This is a genomic window from Rhizobium azibense (assembly GCF_004342325.1).
GTDB lineage: Bacteria > Pseudomonadota > Alphaproteobacteria > Rhizobiales > Rhizobiaceae > Rhizobium > Rhizobium etli_B.
Genome location: NZ_SMBJ01000008.1, coordinates 232,492 through 252,769, shown reverse-complemented (window position 1 = coordinate 252,769; position 20,278 = coordinate 232,492). Strand labels below are relative to the sequence as shown.

Here is a 20,278-nt window from a genome sequence, read left to right as displayed (position 1 = left end):
AGGCGCTGTAGAGATGCTTTCCCCTTTGGGCGAGACGGTCTGCGGGTGGGGTAAGTCCATTGGACGAAAGGGATGGAGTTATATGATCTCTGACGTGTTGACCTGGCAGATCACACTGCCGCTGGCGTTTGCGGCGGCCGTTATCGGCTATCTGCTGGGCTCGATCCCCTTCGGTCTCATCCTGACGCAGGCGGCAGGGCTCGGCGATGTGCGCAGCATCGGCTCCGGCAATATCGGCGCGACAAATGTGCTGCGTACCGGCAACAAGAAGCTTGCGGCAGCGACCCTGTTGCTCGATGCGCTGAAGGCGTCGGCCGCAGCCTGGATCGTCGGTTATTTCCTTGGCGGGGAAGCGGGCATCATTGCCGGCTTCTTTGCCTTCATCGGCCACCTCTTCCCCGTCTGGATCGGCTTCAAGGGCGGCAAAGGCGTTGCCACCTATATCGGCACGCTGCTAGGGGTCGCGCCGGTCATGGTTCTGCTTTTCGGCGCCGTATGGCTCGCGGTTGCCTTTACGACCCGTTATTCCTCGCTGTCGGCGCTGGTTGCGATGCTTGTCGTCCCGGTTGCACTGTGGATATTGGGGGTCGAGAAAGTTGCAGCGGTCATGGCGGTGATGTCTGTCATCTCCTATTACAAGCATAAGGCCAACATTTCCCGCCTCATGAGTGGGACGGAGAGCAAGATCGGGGCAAAAGGGTAAGTTGGACGAAGCCGCCCTCCCGGTGCTGCGGGAGCTCTAAAATTCAGCAAACCCCTTGACCGGAGCGATTTCCCTGTCCATGTCGGAGTGCCGGTAATCTTCGAGCGGCAAGTATTACGCTCTTCTCCTCGCCGGGCGCGGTGGTTTTTTAGAGAATCATGATGAATGTTGTAGTGGTGGAATCGCCTGCCAAGGCCAAGACGATCAACAAGTATCTGGGCTCCGGATACACGGTGCTCGCCTCCTTCGGCCATGTGCGCGATCTGCCTGCCAAGGACGGCTCTGTTCTTCCTGACCAGGACTTCGAAATGCTCTGGGAGGTCGACAGCGCCTCGGCCAAGCGCATGAAGGACATCGCCGATGCGGTAAAGTCTTCCGATGGGCTCATCCTGGCAACCGACCCGGATCGCGAGGGTGAAGCAATCTCCTGGCACGTCCTCGACGTCCTGAACAAGAAGCGCGTGCTGAACGGCAAGTCGGTGAAGCGCGTCGTCTTCAACGCCATCACCAAAAAGGCGGTCCTGGATGCGATGGCCGAACCGCGGGACATCGACGTACCGCTGGTCGATGCCTATCTCGCACGACGCGCGCTCGATTACCTCGTTGGCTTCAATCTTTCGCCGGTACTCTGGCGCAAGTTGCCGGGTGCCCGTTCGGCCGGCCGCGTACAATCGGTCGCGCTGCGTCTCGTCTGCGACCGCGAAACCGAAATCGAGCGTTTCATTTCGGAAGAATACTGGAACATTTCGGCTCTTTTGAAGACGCCGCGCGGTGATGAATTCGAGGCCAAGCTGGTTGCAGCCGATGGCAAACGGCTGCAGGCGCGATCGATCGCCAACGGCGACGACGCCGGCAAGCTGAAAGCCCTGCTCGAGGGTGCAGCCTATGTCGTCGACAGCATCGAGGCAAAGCCCGTCAAGCGTAACCCGGGACCGCCGTTCACGACATCGACGCTGCAGCAGGCAGCCTCCTCCAAGCTTGGTTTTTCTGCATCGCGCACGATGCAGATCGCCCAGAGACTGTACGAAGGTGTTGATATCGGCGGCGAGACGGTCGGTCTCATCACCTATATGCGTACCGATGGCGTGCAGATGGCACCAGAAGCGATCGATGCGGCCCGGCGCGCCATCGTCGATCAGTTCGGCGAGCGCTACATGCCGGAAAAGGCCCGTTTCTATTCCACCAAGGCGAAGAACGCACAGGAAGCCCACGAAGCAATCCGTCCGACGGATTTCTACCGTTCGCCCGACCGTGTGCGGAAATTCCTCGATGCCGATCAGATCAAGCTCTACGACCTGATCTGGAAGCGCGGCATCGCGAGCCAGATGGCCTCTGCCGAAATCGAGCGCACGACGGCCGAAATCGCTGCTGACAACAATGGAAAGAAGGCCGGCCTGCGCGCCGTCGGATCCGTCATCCGGTTTGACGGCTTCATTGCCGCTTACACCGACCAGAAGGAAGACGGCGAACAGACCGACGAAGGCGACGAAGGCGGCCGCCTGCCGGAGATCAATGCGCGCGAAAACCTCGCAAAGCAGAAGATCAACTCGACGCAGCACTTCACCGAACCGCCGCCTCGCTATTCGGAAGCGACGCTGATCAAGAAGATGGAAGAGCTCGGCATCGGCCGTCCCTCCACCTACGCCGCGACCCTCGCGACGCTCCGCGACCGCGAATATGTGACGATCGACAAGCGCAAGCTGATCCCCCATTCCAAGGGACGCCTGGTGACGGCGTTCCTCGAAAGCTTCTTCACCAAATATGTCGAATACGATTTCACTGCCGACCTGGAAGAGAAGCTCGACCGGATCTCGGCAGGCGAGCTCAACTGGAAACAGGTGCTACGCGATTTCTGGAAGGATTTCTTCTCGCAGATCGAAGATACAAAGGAACTGCGCGTCACCAATGTGCTCGATTCGCTCAACGAACAGCTGGCGCCGCTCGTCTTCCCGAAGCGGGAGGACGGTAGCGATCCGCGCATCTGCCAGGTCTGCGGCACCGGAAACCTGTCGCTGAAGCTCGGCAAATACGGCGCCTTCGTCGGCTGCTCGAACTATCCCGAATGCAACTACACCCGTCAGCTCACCTCCGAAAACGGCGGAGAAGCCGAAGGTGGGGTCCAAAACGAACCGAAGAACCTCGGCATCGATCCGGTGACCGGCGAGGAACTGACGCTGCGCTCCGGTCGATTCGGCCCTTACATCCAGCGCGGCGACGGCAAGGATGCCAAGCGCGCTTCGCTCCCGAAGGGCTGGAAGCCGGAAGACATCGACTACGAGAAGGCCATGGCGCTGATCTCGCTGCCGCGCGACATCGGCAAGCATCCGGAAACCGGCAAGATGATCTCCTCCGGCATCGGGCGCTACGGGCCATTCCTGCTGCATGACGGCGGCTATGCCAATCTGGAAAGCGTCGAGGACGTGTTTTCGATCGGCCTCAACCGTGCCGTAACGCTGATCGCCGAGAAGGCGAACAAGGCTCCGGGCGGCCGTGGGCGTGGAACACCGGCCGCGCTCAAGGAGTTGGGCGACCATCCCGATGGTGGCGCAATCACCGTTCGTGACGGCAAGTATGGTCCCTATGTGAGCTGGGGCAAGGTGAATGCCACGCTGCCTAGGGGCAAGGATCCGCAGGCAATCACGGTCGAGGAAGCGCTGGCGCTGATCGCCGCCAAGGCCGGCAAGGCGCCGGCGGCCAAGGGCAGGGCAAAACCGAAGGCAAAGGCTGCCGCTTCACAAGGCAAGGCGACCAAAAGCGCCGCCAAGCCCAAGGCCAAAGCCGCTGCGAAAGCGAAAGCGCCCGCCAAAACGAAGAAGAGCTGAGAGTGAGCAGGATTCCGCGCGAAAGAACGAAGACCTTGGGCAAGCGCTCGGGCAAGCTCGGCCGCGCGAGCCGCGAAGCCGCTCCCGTCGAACCGCTGAACATCGTGCACGGCGCATTGCCGTCGCGCGAAGTCATTTTGCGCTTCATCGCCGAGCATCCGCAAAAGGCGTCCAAACGCGAGCTCGCCAAGGCCTTCGGCCTCAAGGGTGACAGCCGCGTCGAACTCAAGCACATGCTGCGAGGCCTCGAACAGGAAGGCATGCTGCAGAAGACACGGAAATCGCTGATCCGGCCGGGCGCACTACCGCCGGTAACCGTTCTCGACATCACGACACGCGACAAGGACGGCGAATTGATCGGCCGGCCGGCGGAGTGGCCTGAGGATCAGGGCGTTGCACCTGCCGTCGCGATCCGCCAGACGTCGCCTGCCGGACGCCAGGGCAAGGGCAAGACACCCGTTGCCGGAATGGGCGATCGCGTCGTGGCGAAGATCTTTCCGGCGGCTGACCGCGGCGGACCGGCCTATACCGCGCGCATCATCAAGATCATCGACAAGCGCCGCGGCGCGACCATGGGGGTCTTCCGCACCGCCCCCGGCGGCGCTGGACGGCTGCTGCCGATCGAACGACGCGGCGAAGAGATGCTGATCGATCCGGATTATACGGGCGATGCTAAGGACGGCGATCTCGTCGAAGTCGAGATCGCGCGCCTCGGACGCTTCGGCCTGCCGCGCGCAAAGGTGCTGTCGGTCGTCGGTTCCGTCGCCTCGGAAAAGGCGATCTCGATGATCGCGATCCACGCGCACGGCATTCCGCATGTCTTCCCGCAGCCGGTGATCGACGAAGCCTTGGCGGCCAGGCCCGCGACGATGTCGCATCGCGAGGATTGGCGCGACGTGCCGCTGATCACCATCGACCCGGCCGATGCGAAGGATCACGATGACGCGGTCTATGCCGAAGAGGACCCCTCCCCCGACAACCCCGGCGGCGTGATCATCACCGTGGCGATCGCCGATGTCTCCTATTATGTCAGGTCCAATTCAGCACTCGACCGCGAAGCGCTGAAGCGCGGCAATTCGGTCTATTTCCCCGATCGTGTCGTGCCGATGCTGCCGGAACGCATCTCCAACGATCTTTGCTCGCTGAAGGAAGGCGTCGACCGACCGGCACTTGCCGTGCGTATGGTCTTCTCGAAGGAAGGCCGTAAGGCCGGGCATACGTTCCACCGCATCATGATGAAAAGTGCGGCGAAGCTTTCCTACAGCAACGCGCAGGCAGCGATCGACGGCAAGCCCGACGACAAGACCGGGCCGATGCTGGAGCCGATCCTCAAGCCGCTGTGGCACGCCTACGAGGTGATTAAGCGCGGCCGTGAAAGGCGCCAGCCGCTCGAACTCGATATGCCCGAGCGCAAGATCCTGCTGAAACCGGACGGCACGGTGGACCGCGTCTTCGTGCCGCCGCGGCTCGACGCGCACAAGCTTATCGAAGAAATGATGATCCAGGCAAATGTCTGCGCGGCCGAAACGCTCGAGAAGAAGCGTCAGGTGCTGATCTATCGCGTCCACGACGGTCCGACGCTCGCCAAGCAGGAGATCCTGCGCCAATTTCTGGCAACGCTCGGCATCTCGCTTGCCAAAGGCGGCAATGTGCGTGCGAACAGCTTCAACGGCATCCTGGCAAAAGCCGAGAACACGCCGCATCAGACGATGGTCAACGAGATGGTTCTGCGCTCGCAGAGCCAAGCGATCTACAGCCCGGAAAATATCGGCCATTTCGGGCTGAACCTGATGAAATATGCGCACTTCACCTCGCCGATCCGACGCTATGCGGACCTGATCGTTCATCGTGCTCTGGTCGGCTCGCTCGGTCTTGGCGAAGGCGGTATCACACCGGAGGAAGAAGCCGCACTCGACGACATCGCCGCCGAAATCTCCACGTTCGAGCGCCGTGCAATGGCCGCCGAGCGCGAGACGGTCGACCGGCTGGTCGCTCATCATCTGAGCACGCGTGTCGGGGAAGAATTCAAGGGGCGCGTATCGGGTGTCACGAAATCGGGACTATTTGTCGCCCTCCCTGACTATGGAGCCGACGGCTTCGTACCTATATCCACGCTCGGCACGGACTACTTCATCTATGATGAGGCGCATCAGGCGCTGTCAGGTGAAAGGACCGGTCTGGGATACCGTCTTGGAGACGATGTCACCGTGAAGCTTGCCGAAGCGATCCCGCTTGCCGGCGCCCTTCGCTTCGAGATGATAAGCGAAGGCCGCAACATGCCGACGGCGGTGCGCTCGTTCCACAAGGCAGGCCGCCGCGACAACCGCCAGGCCCGCAAGGCGGCCGGGACAAGGCCGCCAAGGGGGCGGCGATAGAACATCCTTTCATGGGATGTTCTGCATTTGAAACAAGCAGCGTCCCTTCTCCGCCAGGCGGACGGCGGTGCTCCATGCGTGTAGGGACGCTCGAAAGGGAACGATCATGACAACTGCCTCGACCGAACAACCGGTCCGTCATGGGGACGCAGAAACGACGGAGCGTCCGCTCGGCCGCTCCATCATGCGCGGCATGCTCAACCGTTGTCCACATTGCGGCAGCGGCAGGCTTTTCAGAGCTTTTCTCAAGCCCGTCGACCATTGCGCCGCCTGCGGCGAGGCCATGCACCATCACCGCTCCGACGACCTTCCGCCCTATCTCGTCATCCTCGTTCTCGGCCACGTCGTGGTCGGTGGCTACATGATGACCGACATGATCTGGCCGCTGCCGCTCTGGCTGACGCTGGCGATCTGGGCTCCCGTCACAGTTGTCACCGCCCTCGTCGTGATCCAGCCGATCAAGGGCGGCGTGATCGGCCTGCAATGGGCGCTTCGCCTGCATGGTTTCGGCGGCCAGAACGATGATCACGACGACTACGATATCCCCGGCGGGCGCTCATCGTAAGCAGTCCTGCACCTTCACCGTCCAGACATAATTCGCGTGTAGTGGGCAACGCTCGCCGGCGCTGCAGGATTGCAGCACCAGTCCCTAGTGAACATGAGCTGGACTATTTGATCTATTGCCATCGGCACCGGACTTTCCGTAAAGCACAGCCCGTCACTTGGATTTGGCACGCGTGTGCCTTTCTATGTGCCACAAAACGGGCGATTCGTTTCAGTCATTCAAGGATGGATTCATGTCTCAGCCGAGAAACGGCACACCAGGCGATGTCGAGGAAATCCATTGGCCGTCGCTGGTTGCCGCCGTCTCGTCGATTTCCGCTGTCGGCATCGCGATCGGCCTTGGCCTTCCGCTTCTCAGCATCATCCTGGAAAAGCGCGGTATTCCCTCAACCCTCATCGGCCTGAATACGGCCATGGCGGGGATCGCCGCCATGGCTGCCGCCCCGATCACCACAAAACTCGCTCATCAATACGGAGTCGCCCCGACAATGCTCTGGGCCGTAGTGATTTCCGCGCTCAGCTCACTCGGATTTTACTACGCCGAAAATTTCTGGCTCTGGTTCCCATTGCGATTTGCATTCCACGGCGCGACGACGACCCTGTTCATCCTGTCGGAGTTCTGGATCAATGCCGCCTCCCCTCCGACGAAACGAGGCTTCGTGCTTGGCATCTACGCGACAGTGCTTTCGCTCGGTTTCGCGGCCGGCCCCCTCTTGTTTTCGATTCTCGGCAGCGACGGCATTTTGCCGTTTCTGGTTGGTGCAGCCGCGATCCTGCTTGCGGCCATTCCGATCTTTATCGCGCGACACGAAAGCCCTATCCTAGAGGAGAAGCCGGAGCTGCACTTCATGCGCTACGTCTTTTTGGTACCGACGGCAACGGCCGCAGTCTTCATTTTCGGTGCGGTCGAGGCGGGCGGCCTTTCACTGTTCCCGATCTACGCGATCCGCGCGAACTTCACCGAATCGCAGGCGGCATTGCTGCTGACGGTCATGGGCATCGGCAATGTGATCTTTCAAATCCCGGTCGGAATGCTCTCCGATAGGATTTCCGACAAGCGCCCGCTGCTTGCCGCAATGGCCTTCATGGGCCTAATCGGCTCGCTGATGCTTCCGCTGCTCTCCCACAGCTGGATCATGATGGCAGGAGTCCTGCTTTTCTGGGGCGGTTGCGTTGCCGGCCTTTATACCGTCGGCCTCAGCCACCTCGGTTCCAGGCTCAAAGGCTCCGATCTTGCAGCGGCTAATGCCGCCTTCGTCTTCTGCTATGCCGTGGGCACCGTGGCCGGCCCGCAGGCGATCGGGGTTGCTATCGACGTTGCCGGAAACAATGGTTTTGCATGGGCGATTGCCTGTTTCTTCGGGCTTTATGCCTTGCTGGCAGGCATAAGGCTGCTTTTCCTGCGAAAGCGGGCTTGACTTTTCGGGCCGGATTCGTAGTTTCGCGCCAGAATTTGCCGTGGAGCCCATCCGGCTTTCCACGGCTTTCATTTTCTTAAAGGCAGGACAACCATGGCCAAGGCTACCACAATCAAGATCAAGCTGCTGTCGACGGCCGACACCGGCTTCTTCTACGTCACGACGAAGAACAGCCGGACGATGACGGACAAGATGACGAAGACCAAGTATGACCCGGTCGCCAAGAAGCACGTCGAGTTCAAGGAAACCAAGATCAAGTAATTCTTGACCTCAGGTTGATGAAAGAGCGCGCGCTGTCCGGCTGCGCGCTTTTTTCATTCCTGGATTGTCTTTTTTGCCCACCAGTCCAAAATGAAAAACGCCGCCTTGCTCCGCAATGGCACAAGACGGCGTTTTCAGGCAAAGGGGGTCGGCCAGCAGGCAAGGCGGCACGAGGAACCGCGAAAAGTTGCGAGCTAGCCGACCGGACCCCACGACCCAGGAGATGCGGCGGACCTGAGCATCATGGGGTATTCCGACTCCTATAGAGGGAGTGCTTTTCTCTTATGAGCCAATTGTTTGCGCAGAAATGAAAGAAAATCAACAAATTCTTAATGATGAGAAATTCCTGCCTGCTCCTATGGTTAAAAGTCCAAATTTGGGGCAGGTGGAGCTCAGCCGAATGACTTAGGCGTTCAGGAAATGAACCAGATTTCCAAAGAAACCGATAGGCACATAGCAGTAACTTCACTGGACGCTGACGTTACGTGAGGTCGCACATTTCCGTTCGGAAAATAGCACCGCTTGCATAGTGGCCTGCCGCAATCCGTGTATTCTTCGACAGTGTGGCGTTGTTCTTTTAGCCGTGGCAAATGCAGACCAAGAACCTCACTGAAGGCAGTGATCCATTTCCAGGCCTTTTCCACAAAAGAAGCGCGTCCATTGCCAGGAGCACGATTACAAATTTGTAATATTCGACGTTTTCCGGTGGAAAACCATGTCCTGCGCCGGTTACGAGACAGTATTGCCGTCAGGCTGCAGCAGCAACAACCCGGTTCCGGCCAGTGTTTTTCGCTTCATAAAGGGCAAGATCGGCCTGCTTCATAAGCTGGTCCGGTGTGATGACCGAGGACAGGCGCGAAGAGATACCGAAGGAGGCGGTGACTTTCAGCTCCTGCCCCGCCGATTTCAACCCAAAAGGAATGCTTTCGACCGAGGCCCGCAGACGCTCGGCAACCGCTGCAGCCACCTCAGGTGACGTATCGGGCATCACCACGACGAACTCCTCCCCGCCATAGCGGCATGCAAGATCGGCGCCGCGGACGGTCGAGCGGATGCGGTTGGCAAATTCCTTGAGCACTTCGTCGCCGGCATCATGGCCGTGCGTGTCGTTCACCTGCTTGAAGCGGTCGATGTCGGTGATCAGCACGGACAGCGGTCGCCCCCGGGCCATCGAGCGGTTGAAGAGGACCTTGAGATGATTGTCGAGGTAACGGCGGTTGTTGAGGCCCGTGAGCGGATCAGTGACGGCAAGCTCGATGGTCTGCTTGACGCTGGCCCGCAGGCGGTCGTTGAAGCGCTTGCGGCGGATCTGCGTCAGCCCGCGGGCAACGAGTTCGTTCGGATCGACCGGGCGGACGATGTAGTCGTTGACGCCGAGATCGAGAGCCCGGATGACCATGTCGTCTGCGCCCTGCTCCGTTATGATCAGGATCGGCAGAAAGCGGGTACGCTCCAGCGAGCGGAACTGAGAGCAGAGCCGCAAGGGATCGTAATCGTCAAAATTGGCATTGACGATCACGAGCTCGAAGGCGTTCTCGGCAGCTTCGAACAGGGCTGCCTGCGGGTCGGAGATGGCCGTCACATCGGCGATCGGCTTCAGCGCCTTGATGATACGCTCCTGCGAATTGGCGCGGCCGTCGACCAGCAGAATCTGTCCGGCCTCTTCCGGGCGCCCTTCGCCGGCACGCAGCAGATCGTCGATTCCCATCGTCTCGGCCGTTTCGGCACGGATGCGCAGTTCATCGCTCAGCGTCTTCAGGCGCAGAAGGCTCTTGACGCGGGAGATGAGCTGCAGGTCGTTTACAGGCTTGGTCAAGAAATCATCGGCACCCGCCTTGAGGCCGCGCACGCGGTCAGCCGGCTGGTCCAGTGCCGTCACCATCACGACGGGAATATGCGAAGTCTTCGAACTCGCCTTCAGTCGCGCGCAGACCTCGAAGCCATCAAGCCCCGGCATCATCACATCGAGCAGGATGAGATCGACCTGGTTGCGCTCGCAGATCGCCAGTGCCTGATAGCCGTCCGCCGCCGTCAGCACGTCGAAATATTCCGCGAGAAGCCGCGCTTCGAGCAGCTTCACATTCGCCGGAACATCATCAACCACCAATATGCGCGCAGTCATAAACGTCTTTCAGATGCGCTAGGCATCACCGAGATAGGTCTTGATCGTTTCAATGAACTTCGGAACCGAGATAGGCTTGGAGACATAGGCTTCGCAGCCGCCCTGGCGGATACGCTCCTCGTCGCCCTTCATTGCAAAGGCCGTCACCGCAATCACCGGGATGACATGCAGCTCATCGTCTTCCTTCAGCCATTTGGTGACCTCCAGGCCGGAAACCTCCGGGAGCTGGATATCCATAAGGATCAGGTCTGGCTTATACTTTCGAGCAAGATCAAGCGCTTCCATGCCGTTTCGGGTCTGAATTGTCGAATAGCCGGACGCCTCGATCAGGTCGCGAAAGAGCTTCATGTTAAGCTCGTTATCTTCTACAATCATCACCTGTTTGGGCATGGCACGCGTGTCCCTACGTCTCGTCCCTGCAGCCGATCGCGCCGTGACATAAGCCTGCGCGCGCGAATCCAGGAAACCGATAGTGGCAAACTACCGGTATTTGGTTGAAGAAAAGGTAACTTACCCAGCGAAATGCAAAGCAACTTCAAGACTTCCAAACAATTAGCCGCAGACCCGCAGGAAACGGCGATTGCCGTTCTGAGCTGGCTGGCGAACGAACCCGACATGTTCTCGCGTTTCCTGGCACTGACCGGCGTGGAGCCTGCCCAGGTCCGCAACGCCGTCCACGATCCGGGCTTCCTCGCCGGACTGCTCGATTTCCTGATGAACCACGAGCCAACGGCGGTGGCGTTTTGCGAGGCGACCGGGACGAAGCCCGATACGCTCGCTGCCGTATGGCGGCATTTCTCCTCTCCCGGCCTCGATTCGGGAGAATACTGAGCGCAATGGAGACCGGAGCTTTCGATCTCTCGCATGTGCGGCTCGGCGACCCCGCTGATCGTCTGCGAGGTCGACGCCTTCGTGCTGCAGTCCATCGATCCCTTTCAGCGGTTCCTGCTCAGCGAAGGGCATGAGCTTTTGCCGCGATCCTTTCATCTTCATGGCAATATCGTTTCTAAAGATGGGGTTGCGCTCGATCTTATCCATGTCCGTCGGCCGGTCGAAATCTTCTTCGAACGGCAGGAGGAGTGGCGTTACCCCTTTTTCTGGCCGCAAAGGCGCCCGGCAGGTTCTCCGCCACTGTCGATATCGTTTTGCTGACCGCAATGCCGCCGGTCTATGCGGATCAACGGCTGCGGTTGGGCCGACCGCTTCAACCTCCCCTCCCCGCTGCTTGGCACCTGTCAGGCGAAAGGGCCGGTCGCTTTCATCGACGACATGGCGGTCAATCTTCATTCGGTGCGCGATCATGTTGCCATTGTTTTGTGCTGCAACCGATGCCGGTCTTTGATCGTCACCGTTTCGCGCCTGCGGCCATGGACGGCATTCGGCCGTATTCACGACTGGAACGAGGCTGCATCGCTGATCGGCCGACATTTCACTGAAGCTGATGCGGCTCGGAGCCTCGCTGCCGCAAATCGAGCCTCATGACCGGCCGCCCGTCCTTTCGCCGCGCCACCGGCTCGAAGCCCGCCGCATCGAAGATCGCGGTCGAGCCAATGCACAGCGTGACCGACTTCGACTGTCTCGAGTGGTCGATGGGACAGCCTTCGAGATAGCGCGCGCCGTTTTGCCGCGCGTGATCGATCGCGCCTTGCAGAAGGCGATGGCTGAGACCAATGCCACGCAGGGGCGGCGAGAGAAAGAAACAGCTCACAGCCCAGATAGACGGATCCAGCACATCACCCTCCTCCAGCGGCCGGGAAACTGTGCGCGGCGAGTTGAATTGGGCAACATCATGGCGCGGCCCCACCTGCACCCAGGCGACCGGCTGGCCATCCGCATATGCGAGAATTCCGGGTGGCGGACTGGCGGCGATGCGGTTTTTGATATGCTCTTTCCGCTCATCCGGCCGCATTTTGGTGCGCACTGCATGCGGCAACCTGAGTGCCACGCACCAGCAGTCACAGAAGCCGCCGCGCGGACCGAGAAGTCTCTCGAAATCTGTCCAGCGCTCCGGCGTCACCGGCTCAAAACGCAGATCGATATCCAAAGCCAAACCTCTCCCGTCTCTTGAGACTCGGAAGTTTAAGGCGTAGTCTGACAATGTTCAATCTTTGTTCTCACCACGATGACGCCCAACCCTGACAAGACACCCGGCTTCTGTCGCGACTGCCTTGCCGAGCAGAAGGGCCAGGCACGCCGCTGCACGGCCTGTGGCAGTCCGCGTGTCGTGCGGCACGAGGAACTTAATGATCTGACGCTCGCACATATCGATTGCGACGCGTTCTACGCGGCAGTGGAAAAGCGCGACAATCCTGAACTGGCCGACAAGCCGGTCATCATCGGCGGCGGCAAGCGCGGCGTCGTGTCCACCGCCTGCTACATCGCCCGCATCCATGGTGTTCGCTCCGCCATGCCGATGTACAAGGCGCTGGAGGCATGCCCGCAGGCGGTCGTCATCCGCCCCGATATGGAAAAATACGTCAAGGTCGGCCGCGAGGTCCGCACCATGATGCAGGCACTGACGCCGCTTGTGCAGCCGCTTTCAATCGACGAGGCATTTCTCGAACTCGGCGGCACCCAGCGCCTGCACAGCGACACGCCGGCGCAAACGCTCGCGAAATTCGCCCGCCGCGTGGAAAACGAGATCGGCATCACGGTTTCGGTCGGGCTGTCCTACTGCAAGTTCCTCGCCAAGGTGGCCTCAGACCTGCAAAAGCCGCGCGGCTTTTCCGTCATCGGCCGTGCAGAAGCCGTGGATTTTCTGGCGCCGCGACCGGTGACGACGATCTGGGGCGTTGGCAAGTCTTTCGCGGCAATGCTCGAAGCGGACGGCATCCGCACAATCGGGCAATTGCAGACGATGGAGGAAACGGACCTGATGCGCCGTTACGGCAGTATCGGCCAGAGGCTTGCGCGCCTTTCGCGCGGCATCGACGATCGCCAGGTTCACCTCAACGATCCGGCAAAGAGCGTTTCTTCCGAGACGACCTTCTTCGACGATATTTCACGTTATGACGAGTTGGTGCCGATCCTGCGCAGCCTCTCCGAGAAGGTTTCCTGGCGGCTTAAGAAGAGCGGCATTGCCGGCAATACGGTTGTCTTGAAGATGAAGACGGCGGACTTCAGGTCCCGCACCCGCAACCGTAGGCTGGAAGATCCGACGCAGCTTGCCGACAGGATTTTCCGGACCGGCATCGAGCTTCTGGAGAGGGAGACCGACGGCACGAAATTCCGCCTGATCGGCATCGGCGTCACCGACCTTTGCGATCCGGTGCGGGCCGACCCGCCGGACCTCATCGACAAGCAGTCCATGCGGCGCGCGGCGGCGGAAGGCGCGATGGACAAACTGCGCGAGAAGTTCGGCAAGAAGACCGTGGAGACCGGCTATACGTTCGGCAGCGGCAAACGCGACGGATAGTCCGGCAATGGCAAGAACGCGACTGTGCCGGCCAAAGATCACCGATGCGTGAGCGCCGATCCCACGACGGATGCTCAAGCCTTCCTTAAGGAATCGTGCCGTAATCTTACGGGCAAGTATTGCGTATTGGTTGGCTCACATGTTCTCGCGTTTTGTTTTCGGCCTCGGCTTTTTGTCGGCGACCGCGCTCGTGCATCACCCGGCGTTTGCGGTGGATGCCCGCACCTTGCAAATCTTTGTATCCAAGGACAAGCAGTCGCTTGTCGTCTATGACGGCACAGAGGTGATCGCGACCTCGAAAGTCTCCACCGGAAAGGTCGGTCACACGACACCGAACGGTATCTTTTCAATACTCGAAAAGAAGAAGTACCACGAGTCCAACCTCTACTCGGCAGCTCCGATGCCGTGGATGCAGCGGCTGACCTGGTCCGGCATCGCCCTTCATGAATCGAATTCCGTCCCGCGCTATCCGGCCTCTCACGGCTGCGTGCGCATGCCCGCAACCTTTGCCAAGCAGCTCTACAAGATGACGGATCTCAGCGTGCCGGTCATCATCAGCGATGCCGAAGTGGTGCCTGAGCCGATCGCGCATGCAAATCTCTTCCGTCCCGAGCAGCCGGAACCGCCACTGCTGCTTTCGGATGCGGAACTGCGCCCGGCGATCGGCCAGTACGGCGGAGAGCCGGTTCAGCTGGCGATGAACAGCGCCGCGCCGTCGCCTGTCGCGCAGGTCGCGGCACCGCAAAACACCGATCCGATCCGCATCCTCATTACCCGTCGAACCCAGCGCGAGACAGTGATCGACATCCAGACCCATCTCAACCAGCTGGGTTTTTCGACGGGTACAGCTGACGGTCTTGTCGGGCCGGCCACCATTCAGGCGATCAACACCTTCAAGTCGCTGCGGCCGGCGCAATTCAAAGATGACAGGGTGCTCGTCAGCGACACTCTCCTCAGGGAAGTTTACGCTGCGACCGGCAAAGGCGAGCCGCCGAACGGCGTCATCATGGTGCGGCAGGACTTCATGCCGGTCTTCGAGGCACCGGTTTCGATCGACAATGCACGACAGGCACTTGGCGCGCATTTCTTCGTGCTGCACGCCGTCGACGCCAAGGCCGGCAAGGCCGACTGGCTCGGCGTGACGCTCAAGAATGATCTCTCCAGGCAAGCAATGAAGCGGCTCGGGATCGTCGCCAACGAGAGTTCGATCGTAACCGGCACGCCGATCGCCAACGCGCTCGACCGCATCACGATACCCGCAGAAACACGCCGACGGATCGACGGCATGCTGGCGGCAGGCTCGACGCTGACGATTTCCGACACCGGCATCGGCCCAGAGACCGGCGCCGGCACGGATTTCATCACCATTACGCGCTAGAGCGCAAAGCCATCGATAGCAGGCGGCACGGACGTGGTGGCCGTCAGGCCTTTGCAGTCGGTTCCGGCGCTGCCTTCCAGTTGCGATCTCGTTGCAAACAATGCCATACTGGTTGCAGATAAAGCGTCTCGTTCGGAACGTTCGATCAACCAAGTGGTTGGCCGGATCGAAAACGGAAATGCTCACGAATGTACGTCCTGAAACACGGCATCAAGAAGAATCCTGAAAAACGGTGGGCGCTGCCGGACCGGATCTTTTTTGGCTATGGCGCCTGCCACATCCTCGCCGGTGTCTTCCTTCGGCGTCCGCCGCTCGAAGATTTCCATGCTGAGCGGATCATTCCGAACGAGGGTTTTGCAGGAGCTCATATGTATGTGACGAACGGCATCATCGCCTTCGATCATCACGGTTATTGCGGGCGCGAACGGCTTCTGGAACACCATCGGAAGGGGTGGGCATCTCATAACCCCGGGTGGGGTTACGCAATCGTGGGGGTCGATTTCGATCCGCTCAGCACGGTCGAGCTAAATCGGCGCAAGATGCTCGGCCCCGACCAGTATCTGCACGACCCGATCCCTCGGGCACGCAACTTCATTGACCGCCGAGACCACGCCCAGGATGCTGCCAAGGCGCTCAAGACAACCTTCGTCCAAAATTGAACGGAAGCGCGCGTATTTGAGTTAATATAGTTTCGATGATGTTCAGCATGAGCAAACGCCAGCCGTTCAATCTCGATGCCTACCTGGGCGACATAGAGACAAGGCCCTGCTTTATCTGCGGGCTGGTGGGCGGAGATCCTGCATTCTTCCATCATCGCATTTTCGAGGATGAGGAGACGATCATCTTTCTCAGCAAGTATCCAACGCTGCCCGGATACTGCATTGTTTCCCCAAGGAAACACCGCGAGGACTTGGCCGGGGATCTCTCCACCGAAGAATACCTTCGACTGCAACGGCATGTTCACCACTTGTCTCGGGCGCTGAAAAACACATTCGAGGCTGAAAGAATCTACGTTCTTTCACTCGGAAGCCGGCAAGCCAACAGCCATCTCCATTTCCATGTGGTTCCTCTGCCGTCAGGCCTACCCCTCGAAGAGCAGCAGTACCACGCGCTGATGGTCGAGCATGGCGTGCTGAAGATTCCCGCCGACGAGATGGCACGGCTCGCAGAGCAGATCGCAAAAGCCTTTCTTCAGGAACGGGGCGTTTTCTGATTCTGGTTCAGCGGCTGCCGGCCTTGCAGTTCATGACCTAGACAAGCTCGACATCGACAATGCCGGGGGCAGCGCGCAATGCGGCGGCGATTTCCGGTGTGATGCGGTATTTTTGCGGCAATTCGACCTCGACCTCGCGCTTGCCGTCCTCCTTGATGACGATGAAGGAAACGAGGCCGTCACCCTTGGCGTTCAGGTGCGCCGCAACGGAGCGCAAAGGACCGGAATCGCGGACATAAACGCGCAGCGACTTCTGCATTTGGAGCGACTTCTCCTCCAGAGACTGGATCGTCTGCAGGCGCAGACCGACGCCCTCCGGCCGCTCCTCGCCGGTGGCGGTTAGCACGAAGGACTTCCCGGGTTCCAGCACGTCGCGGTACTGGTTGAGCATTTCGGAGAACAGCACGGCTTCGAACTGGCCCGACGAATCCGAAAAGACGATGATGCCCATCTTGTTGCCGGTGCGCGTCTTGCGCTCCTGCTTCGAAATGACCGTTCCGGCAAGCCGGGCATTGGTTGCGCCCTGTTTCACGGCAGCGGAGAAATCCGCAAAGGTCTGCACCCGCATCTTCTGCAGGATGTTGTTGTAGCTGTCTAGCGGATGCGCCGTCAGGTAGAAGCCCAGCACCTGGAACTCCTTGAGCAGCCGCTCGGAAGCGAGCCAGGGCGAAAACGGCGGCAGCGCGATTTTCTCCGGCCCGGACGATAGCGCGCCGCCGAAGATATCCGACTGGCCGCTCAGCTTATTTTCCTGCGCGCGCTGGGCATAGCCCAAAATGCGATCAAGGCCGGCTGCGAGCTGAGCGCGATCCTGGCCGAAGCAGTCGAAGGCGCCGGCATAGATCAGGCTTTCCAGCACGCGCCGGTTGACCTGGCGCGGATCGATGCGCAGGCAGAAGTCTTCGATGCTCGCAAAAGACTTGTCGCCGCGCACGTCGACAATGTGATCGACGGCATTTTCGCCGACGCCCTTCAGCGCCGCCAATGCGTAGTAAATGCGGTTGTCGCCGGTTTCAAATTGTCGGAACGAGCTTTGAACCGAGGGTGGAATGACCTCGATGGCGAGGCGCTTGGCATCCTGCCGGAAATCGTTGACCTTATCGGTGTTCGACATATCGAGCGTCATCGACGCGGCCAGGAACTCGACCGGGTAATGCGCCTTCATATAGGCAGTCTGATATGAAACGATAGCGTAGGCGGCAGCGTGCGACTTGTTGAAGCCGTAGTTTGCGAACTTTGCCAGCAATTCGAAGATATTATCGGCTTGCGGCTTCGACACGCCGTTCTTGATGGCGCCGTCGACAAAGCGTTCACGCTGCTGGTCCATTTCCGCCTTGATCTTCTTGCCCATGGCGCGGCGCAGAAGATCGGCTTCGCCGAGCGAATAGCCGGACAGGACCTGGGCGATCTGCATCACCTGTTCCTGATAGACGATGACGCCCTGTGTCTCCTTGAGCAGGTGATCGATCTTCGGATGGATCGACTCGATCTCTTCGTCCCCATGCTTGCGGGCATTGTAGGTCGGGATGTTTTCCATCGGGCCCGGTCGATAAAGCGCGACGAGGGCGATGATGTCCTCGATGCAGTCCGGTTTCATGCCGATCAACGCCTTGCGCATGCCGGCACTTTCCACCTGGAACACGCCGACCGTCTCGCCGCGCGAGAGCATCTCGTAGGTTTTCTTGTCATCGAGCGGGATCGCGGCGAGGTCCACCTTGATACCGCGCTTGGCGACGAAATCGACCGCGACCTTCAGTACCGTCAGCGTTTTCAGGCCGAGGAAGTCGAATTTAACAAGGCCGGCCTGCTCGACCCACTTCATGTTGAACTGGGTAACCGGCATGTCGGAGCGCGGATCGCGATACATCGGAACCAGCTTCGAAAGCGGGCGGTCGCCGATGACGATGCCGGCGGCGTGCGTCGAGGCGTGGCGGTAGAGGCCCTCGATCTTCTGGGCGATATCGAGCAGGCGCGCCACCACGGGCTCCTTCGCCGCCTCCTCCTGAAGCTTCGGCTCCTCCTCGATCGCCTTGGAGAGCGGCGTCGGATTGGCCGGGTTGTTCGGTACCAGCTTACAGATCTTGTCGACCTGGCCATAAGGCATTTCCAGCACACGGCCAACGTCGCGCAGGGCAGCGCGCGCCTGCAGCGACCCGAAGGTGATGATCTGCGCCACCTGCGCGCGGCCGTACTTCTGCTGCACGTAGCGGATCACCTCTTCGCGACGATCCTGGCAGAAGTCGATATCGAAGTCGGGCATCGAGACGCGTTCGGGATTGAGGAAGCGTTCGAAGAGCAGCGAAAAGCGCAGCGGGTCGACGTCGGTGATCGTCAGCGCATAAGCAACCAGCGAGCCTGCACCGGAACCGCGGCCGGGGCCAACCGGGATATCATGCTGCTTTGCCCATTTGATGAAGTCCGCAACGATCAGGAAGTAGCCCGGAAACCGCATGCGCTCGATGACGCTGAGTTCGAATTCCAGCCGTTCACGGTAATCCTTCTCCTCATAGCCGGGCGACATGCCGAGTGTCGAAAGGCGCATGTCGAGCCCCTCCTCCGCCTGCCGGCGGAGCTCCAGCGCTTCGGCGCGTTCCGCCTCCTCGGGATCGTCGGTGGCACCGGTAAAGCGCGGCAGGATGGGTTTGCGGGTCTTCAGTACGAAGGAGCAGCGCCGGGCGATCTCCACCGTGTTTTGCAGCGCTTCGGGCAGATCGACAAAGAGCTTCGCCATCTCGGCGCGGCTCTTCAAATAGTGGTCCGGCGTCAGGCGGAAGCGGCTGTCGTCCGAGACGATGGCGTTATGGGCAACGGCCATCAGGGCATCGTGGGCATCATAGTCGTCACGCGTCGGGAAAAACGCCTCGTTCGTCGCCACCAGCGGAAGATCGTGCTCATATGCAAGCCCCACGACCCTCTGTTCATGGCGCTTGTCATAGGTTCCGTGGCGCTGCAATTCGACATATAGCCGGTCTGGAAAGAGGTGCTTCAGGGCAAGCAACCGGGTTTGCGCCTGTGCGGAATGCCCCTGCTTCAGTGCCATATCGACGGGACCGCCAAGCGCACCCGTCAGCGCGATCAACCCTTCGGTTCCCGCCTCTTCCAGCCAGTTGGCCCTGATATGGACAGCCTGGTTGTCGTCGCCGCCGAGATAAGCGCGGCTGACGAGATCGACGAGCCGCTCGTAGCCAGCCGCGGTCGCGGCGAGCACGACGATCGAAGGCAGCTTGGGCAGACCCTGCTGGCCGCCGCGCCTTTCTGTCTCCAGGTCGTCCAAATCGATCGACAGCTGGCAGCCGATGATCGGCTGCAACCCCTCCTCCATCGCCTTTTGCGAGAATTCGAGGGCGACGAACAGGTTGTTGGTGTCTGTGATGGCGATCGCCGGCTGGCTATCGCCGGTTGCCTTGTAAAGGATCTTCTTCAGCGGCAGCGCCCCTTCAAGGAGCGAATAGGCCGAGTGGACACGCAGATGCACGAAACCCGGCGTACCACCGACGAAGCCGCTCTCCGCATCCGCCATCTCATACCCTTCCAATCGCCCGAATGAATCGGTTTGCATTGTCGGTGTTGATGAAAGCGATGTCCAGAAGCAGCCCCTTGTGGGGACCGCAAGAATGCGATGCGGTCCCCTGAAAAATTACATTGCCATGAGGATCAATGAAAAGCTGGCAACGAACATCGCAATGGAGGTGAATGCTGCGATATCACGGATCATGTCAGTCATCTGGCTCTCCTTACTCGTTATGTTTCCAATTTGTTCCGCTATTGTTCCGTTGTCAACAGGAATCGTTTCCGCATGGTTAACGGCGGGACGGGACGAGAATTAACGTCATCGCCTCGTTTCTAAGCGGCATCGGCTGCCGACAATGCCGACGGTTCTCCTGCCGGCAAGTTCCAGTCGAACGAGCACCACGCGATCGGTGAAGCGGTCGGTCGAATTGCGGTCATTCGTCGCAAGTTCTCATTTTGTTCTTTACAGCCATACGTTTTTCAGAGAGCTTCAGCGC

General features: G+C 60.0%; 15 protein-coding genes and 1 pseudogene. 12 read left to right on the top strand and 4 right to left on the bottom strand.

What is annotated here, in order from left to right; translation table 11 throughout:
- The first annotated feature begins 82 nt into the window (after positions 1 to 82).
- The 6 genes from plsY (at position 83) to rpmG (ending at position 8,143) form a co-directional block, all read left to right on the top strand.
- A complete protein-coding gene (plsY, locus tag EV130_RS21205; protein ID WP_074060909.1) occupies positions 83 to 703 on the top strand; it encodes a glycerol-3-phosphate 1-O-acyltransferase PlsY in 621 nt (206 codons plus the stop codon).
- A 161-nt stretch (positions 704 to 864) separates the two neighbouring features.
- Positions 865 to 3,525, top strand: coding sequence for a type I DNA topoisomerase (gene topA / locus EV130_RS21200; protein WP_132661259.1), 2,661 nt, complete (start codon positions 865 to 867; stop codon positions 3,523 to 3,525).
- Positions 3,526 to 3,527: 2 nt separating this feature from the next.
- Positions 3,528 to 5,900, top strand: coding sequence for a ribonuclease R (gene rnr, locus EV130_RS21195; RefSeq protein WP_074060907.1), 2,373 nt, complete (start codon positions 3,528 to 3,530; stop codon positions 5,898 to 5,900).
- Positions 5,901 to 6,006: 106 nt separating this feature from the next.
- Positions 6,007 to 6,465 carry a DUF983 domain-containing protein gene (locus EV130_RS21190; RefSeq protein ID WP_132552181.1) on the top strand — a complete coding sequence of 153 codons (459 nt, stop codon included), beginning with the start codon at positions 6,007 to 6,009 and terminating at the stop codon, positions 6,463 to 6,465.
- A gap of 232 nt (positions 6,466 to 6,697) precedes the next feature.
- Positions 6,698 to 7,882: an MFS transporter gene (locus EV130_RS21185; protein WP_132552180.1), complete on the top strand. Its 1,185-nt coding sequence runs from the start codon at positions 6,698 to 6,700 to the stop codon at positions 7,880 to 7,882.
- Between the two features lie 93 nt (positions 7,883 to 7,975).
- Positions 7,976 to 8,143 carry a 50S ribosomal protein L33 gene (gene rpmG, locus EV130_RS21180; protein ID WP_003547442.1) on the top strand — a complete coding sequence of 56 codons (168 nt, stop codon included), beginning with the start codon at positions 7,976 to 7,978 and terminating at the stop codon, positions 8,141 to 8,143.
- 748 nt (positions 8,144 to 8,891) lie between these two features.
- Here rpmG and EV130_RS21175 read toward each other — a convergent pair.
- A complete protein-coding gene (locus EV130_RS21175; protein WP_074060905.1) occupies positions 8,892 to 10,265 on the bottom strand; it encodes a PleD family two-component system response regulator in 1,374 nt (457 codons plus the stop codon).
- A gap of 18 nt (positions 10,266 to 10,283) precedes the next feature.
- A complete protein-coding gene (locus tag EV130_RS21170) occupies positions 10,284 to 10,655 on the bottom strand; it encodes a response regulator (protein WP_074060904.1) in 372 nt (123 codons plus the stop codon).
- Between the two features lie 132 nt (positions 10,656 to 10,787).
- Here EV130_RS21170 and EV130_RS21165 point away from each other — a divergent pair, with 132 nt between their 5' ends.
- Entirely contained in the window at positions 10,788 to 11,096 is a 309-nt protein-coding gene (locus EV130_RS21165) for a DUF3572 domain-containing protein (RefSeq protein WP_074060903.1), read from the top strand.
- 5 nt (positions 11,097 to 11,101) lie between these two features.
- Positions 11,102 to 11,747: pseudogene (locus tag EV130_RS21160) on the top strand (hypothetical protein).
- On the opposite strand, the gene EV130_RS21155 reads toward EV130_RS21160, so the two are convergent.
- Entirely contained in the window at positions 11,695 to 12,309 is a 615-nt protein-coding gene (locus EV130_RS21155) for a GNAT family N-acetyltransferase (RefSeq protein ID WP_132661257.1), read from the bottom strand. The pseudogene EV130_RS21160 and the gene EV130_RS21155 sit on opposite strands and share 53 nt — an antisense overlap.
- Positions 12,310 to 12,387: 78 nt before the next feature.
- On the opposite strand from EV130_RS21155, the gene EV130_RS21150 reads away from it, so the two are divergent.
- From EV130_RS21150 to EV130_RS21135, 4 genes are all read left to right on the top strand, one after another.
- Positions 12,388 to 13,680: a DNA polymerase IV gene (locus EV130_RS21150; protein ID WP_132661255.1), complete on the top strand. Its 1,293-nt coding sequence runs from the start codon at positions 12,388 to 12,390 to the stop codon at positions 13,678 to 13,680.
- 139 nt (positions 13,681 to 13,819) lie between these two features.
- Positions 13,820 to 15,058 (top strand): L,D-transpeptidase family protein, encoded by a 1,239-nt coding sequence (locus tag EV130_RS21145; protein ID WP_132661252.1) that lies wholly within the window; start codon positions 13,820 to 13,822, stop codon positions 15,056 to 15,058.
- Positions 15,059 to 15,246: 188 nt separating this feature from the next.
- On the top strand, positions 15,247 to 15,717 hold the full coding sequence (locus EV130_RS21140; RefSeq protein WP_074060899.1) for a hypothetical protein: 471 nt from the start codon (positions 15,247 to 15,249) through the stop codon (positions 15,715 to 15,717).
- 47 nt (positions 15,718 to 15,764) lie between these two features.
- Entirely contained in the window at positions 15,765 to 16,271 is a 507-nt protein-coding gene (locus EV130_RS21135) for an HIT family protein (protein WP_132661249.1), read from the top strand.
- A 37-nt stretch (positions 16,272 to 16,308) separates the two neighbouring features.
- Here EV130_RS21135 and dnaE read toward each other — a convergent pair whose 3' ends face one another.
- On the bottom strand, positions 16,309 to 19,791 hold the full coding sequence (gene dnaE, locus EV130_RS21130) for a DNA polymerase III subunit alpha (protein ID WP_132661247.1): 3,483 nt from the start codon (positions 19,789 to 19,791) through the stop codon (positions 16,309 to 16,311).
- Positions 19,792 to 20,278 lie beyond the last annotated feature (487 nt).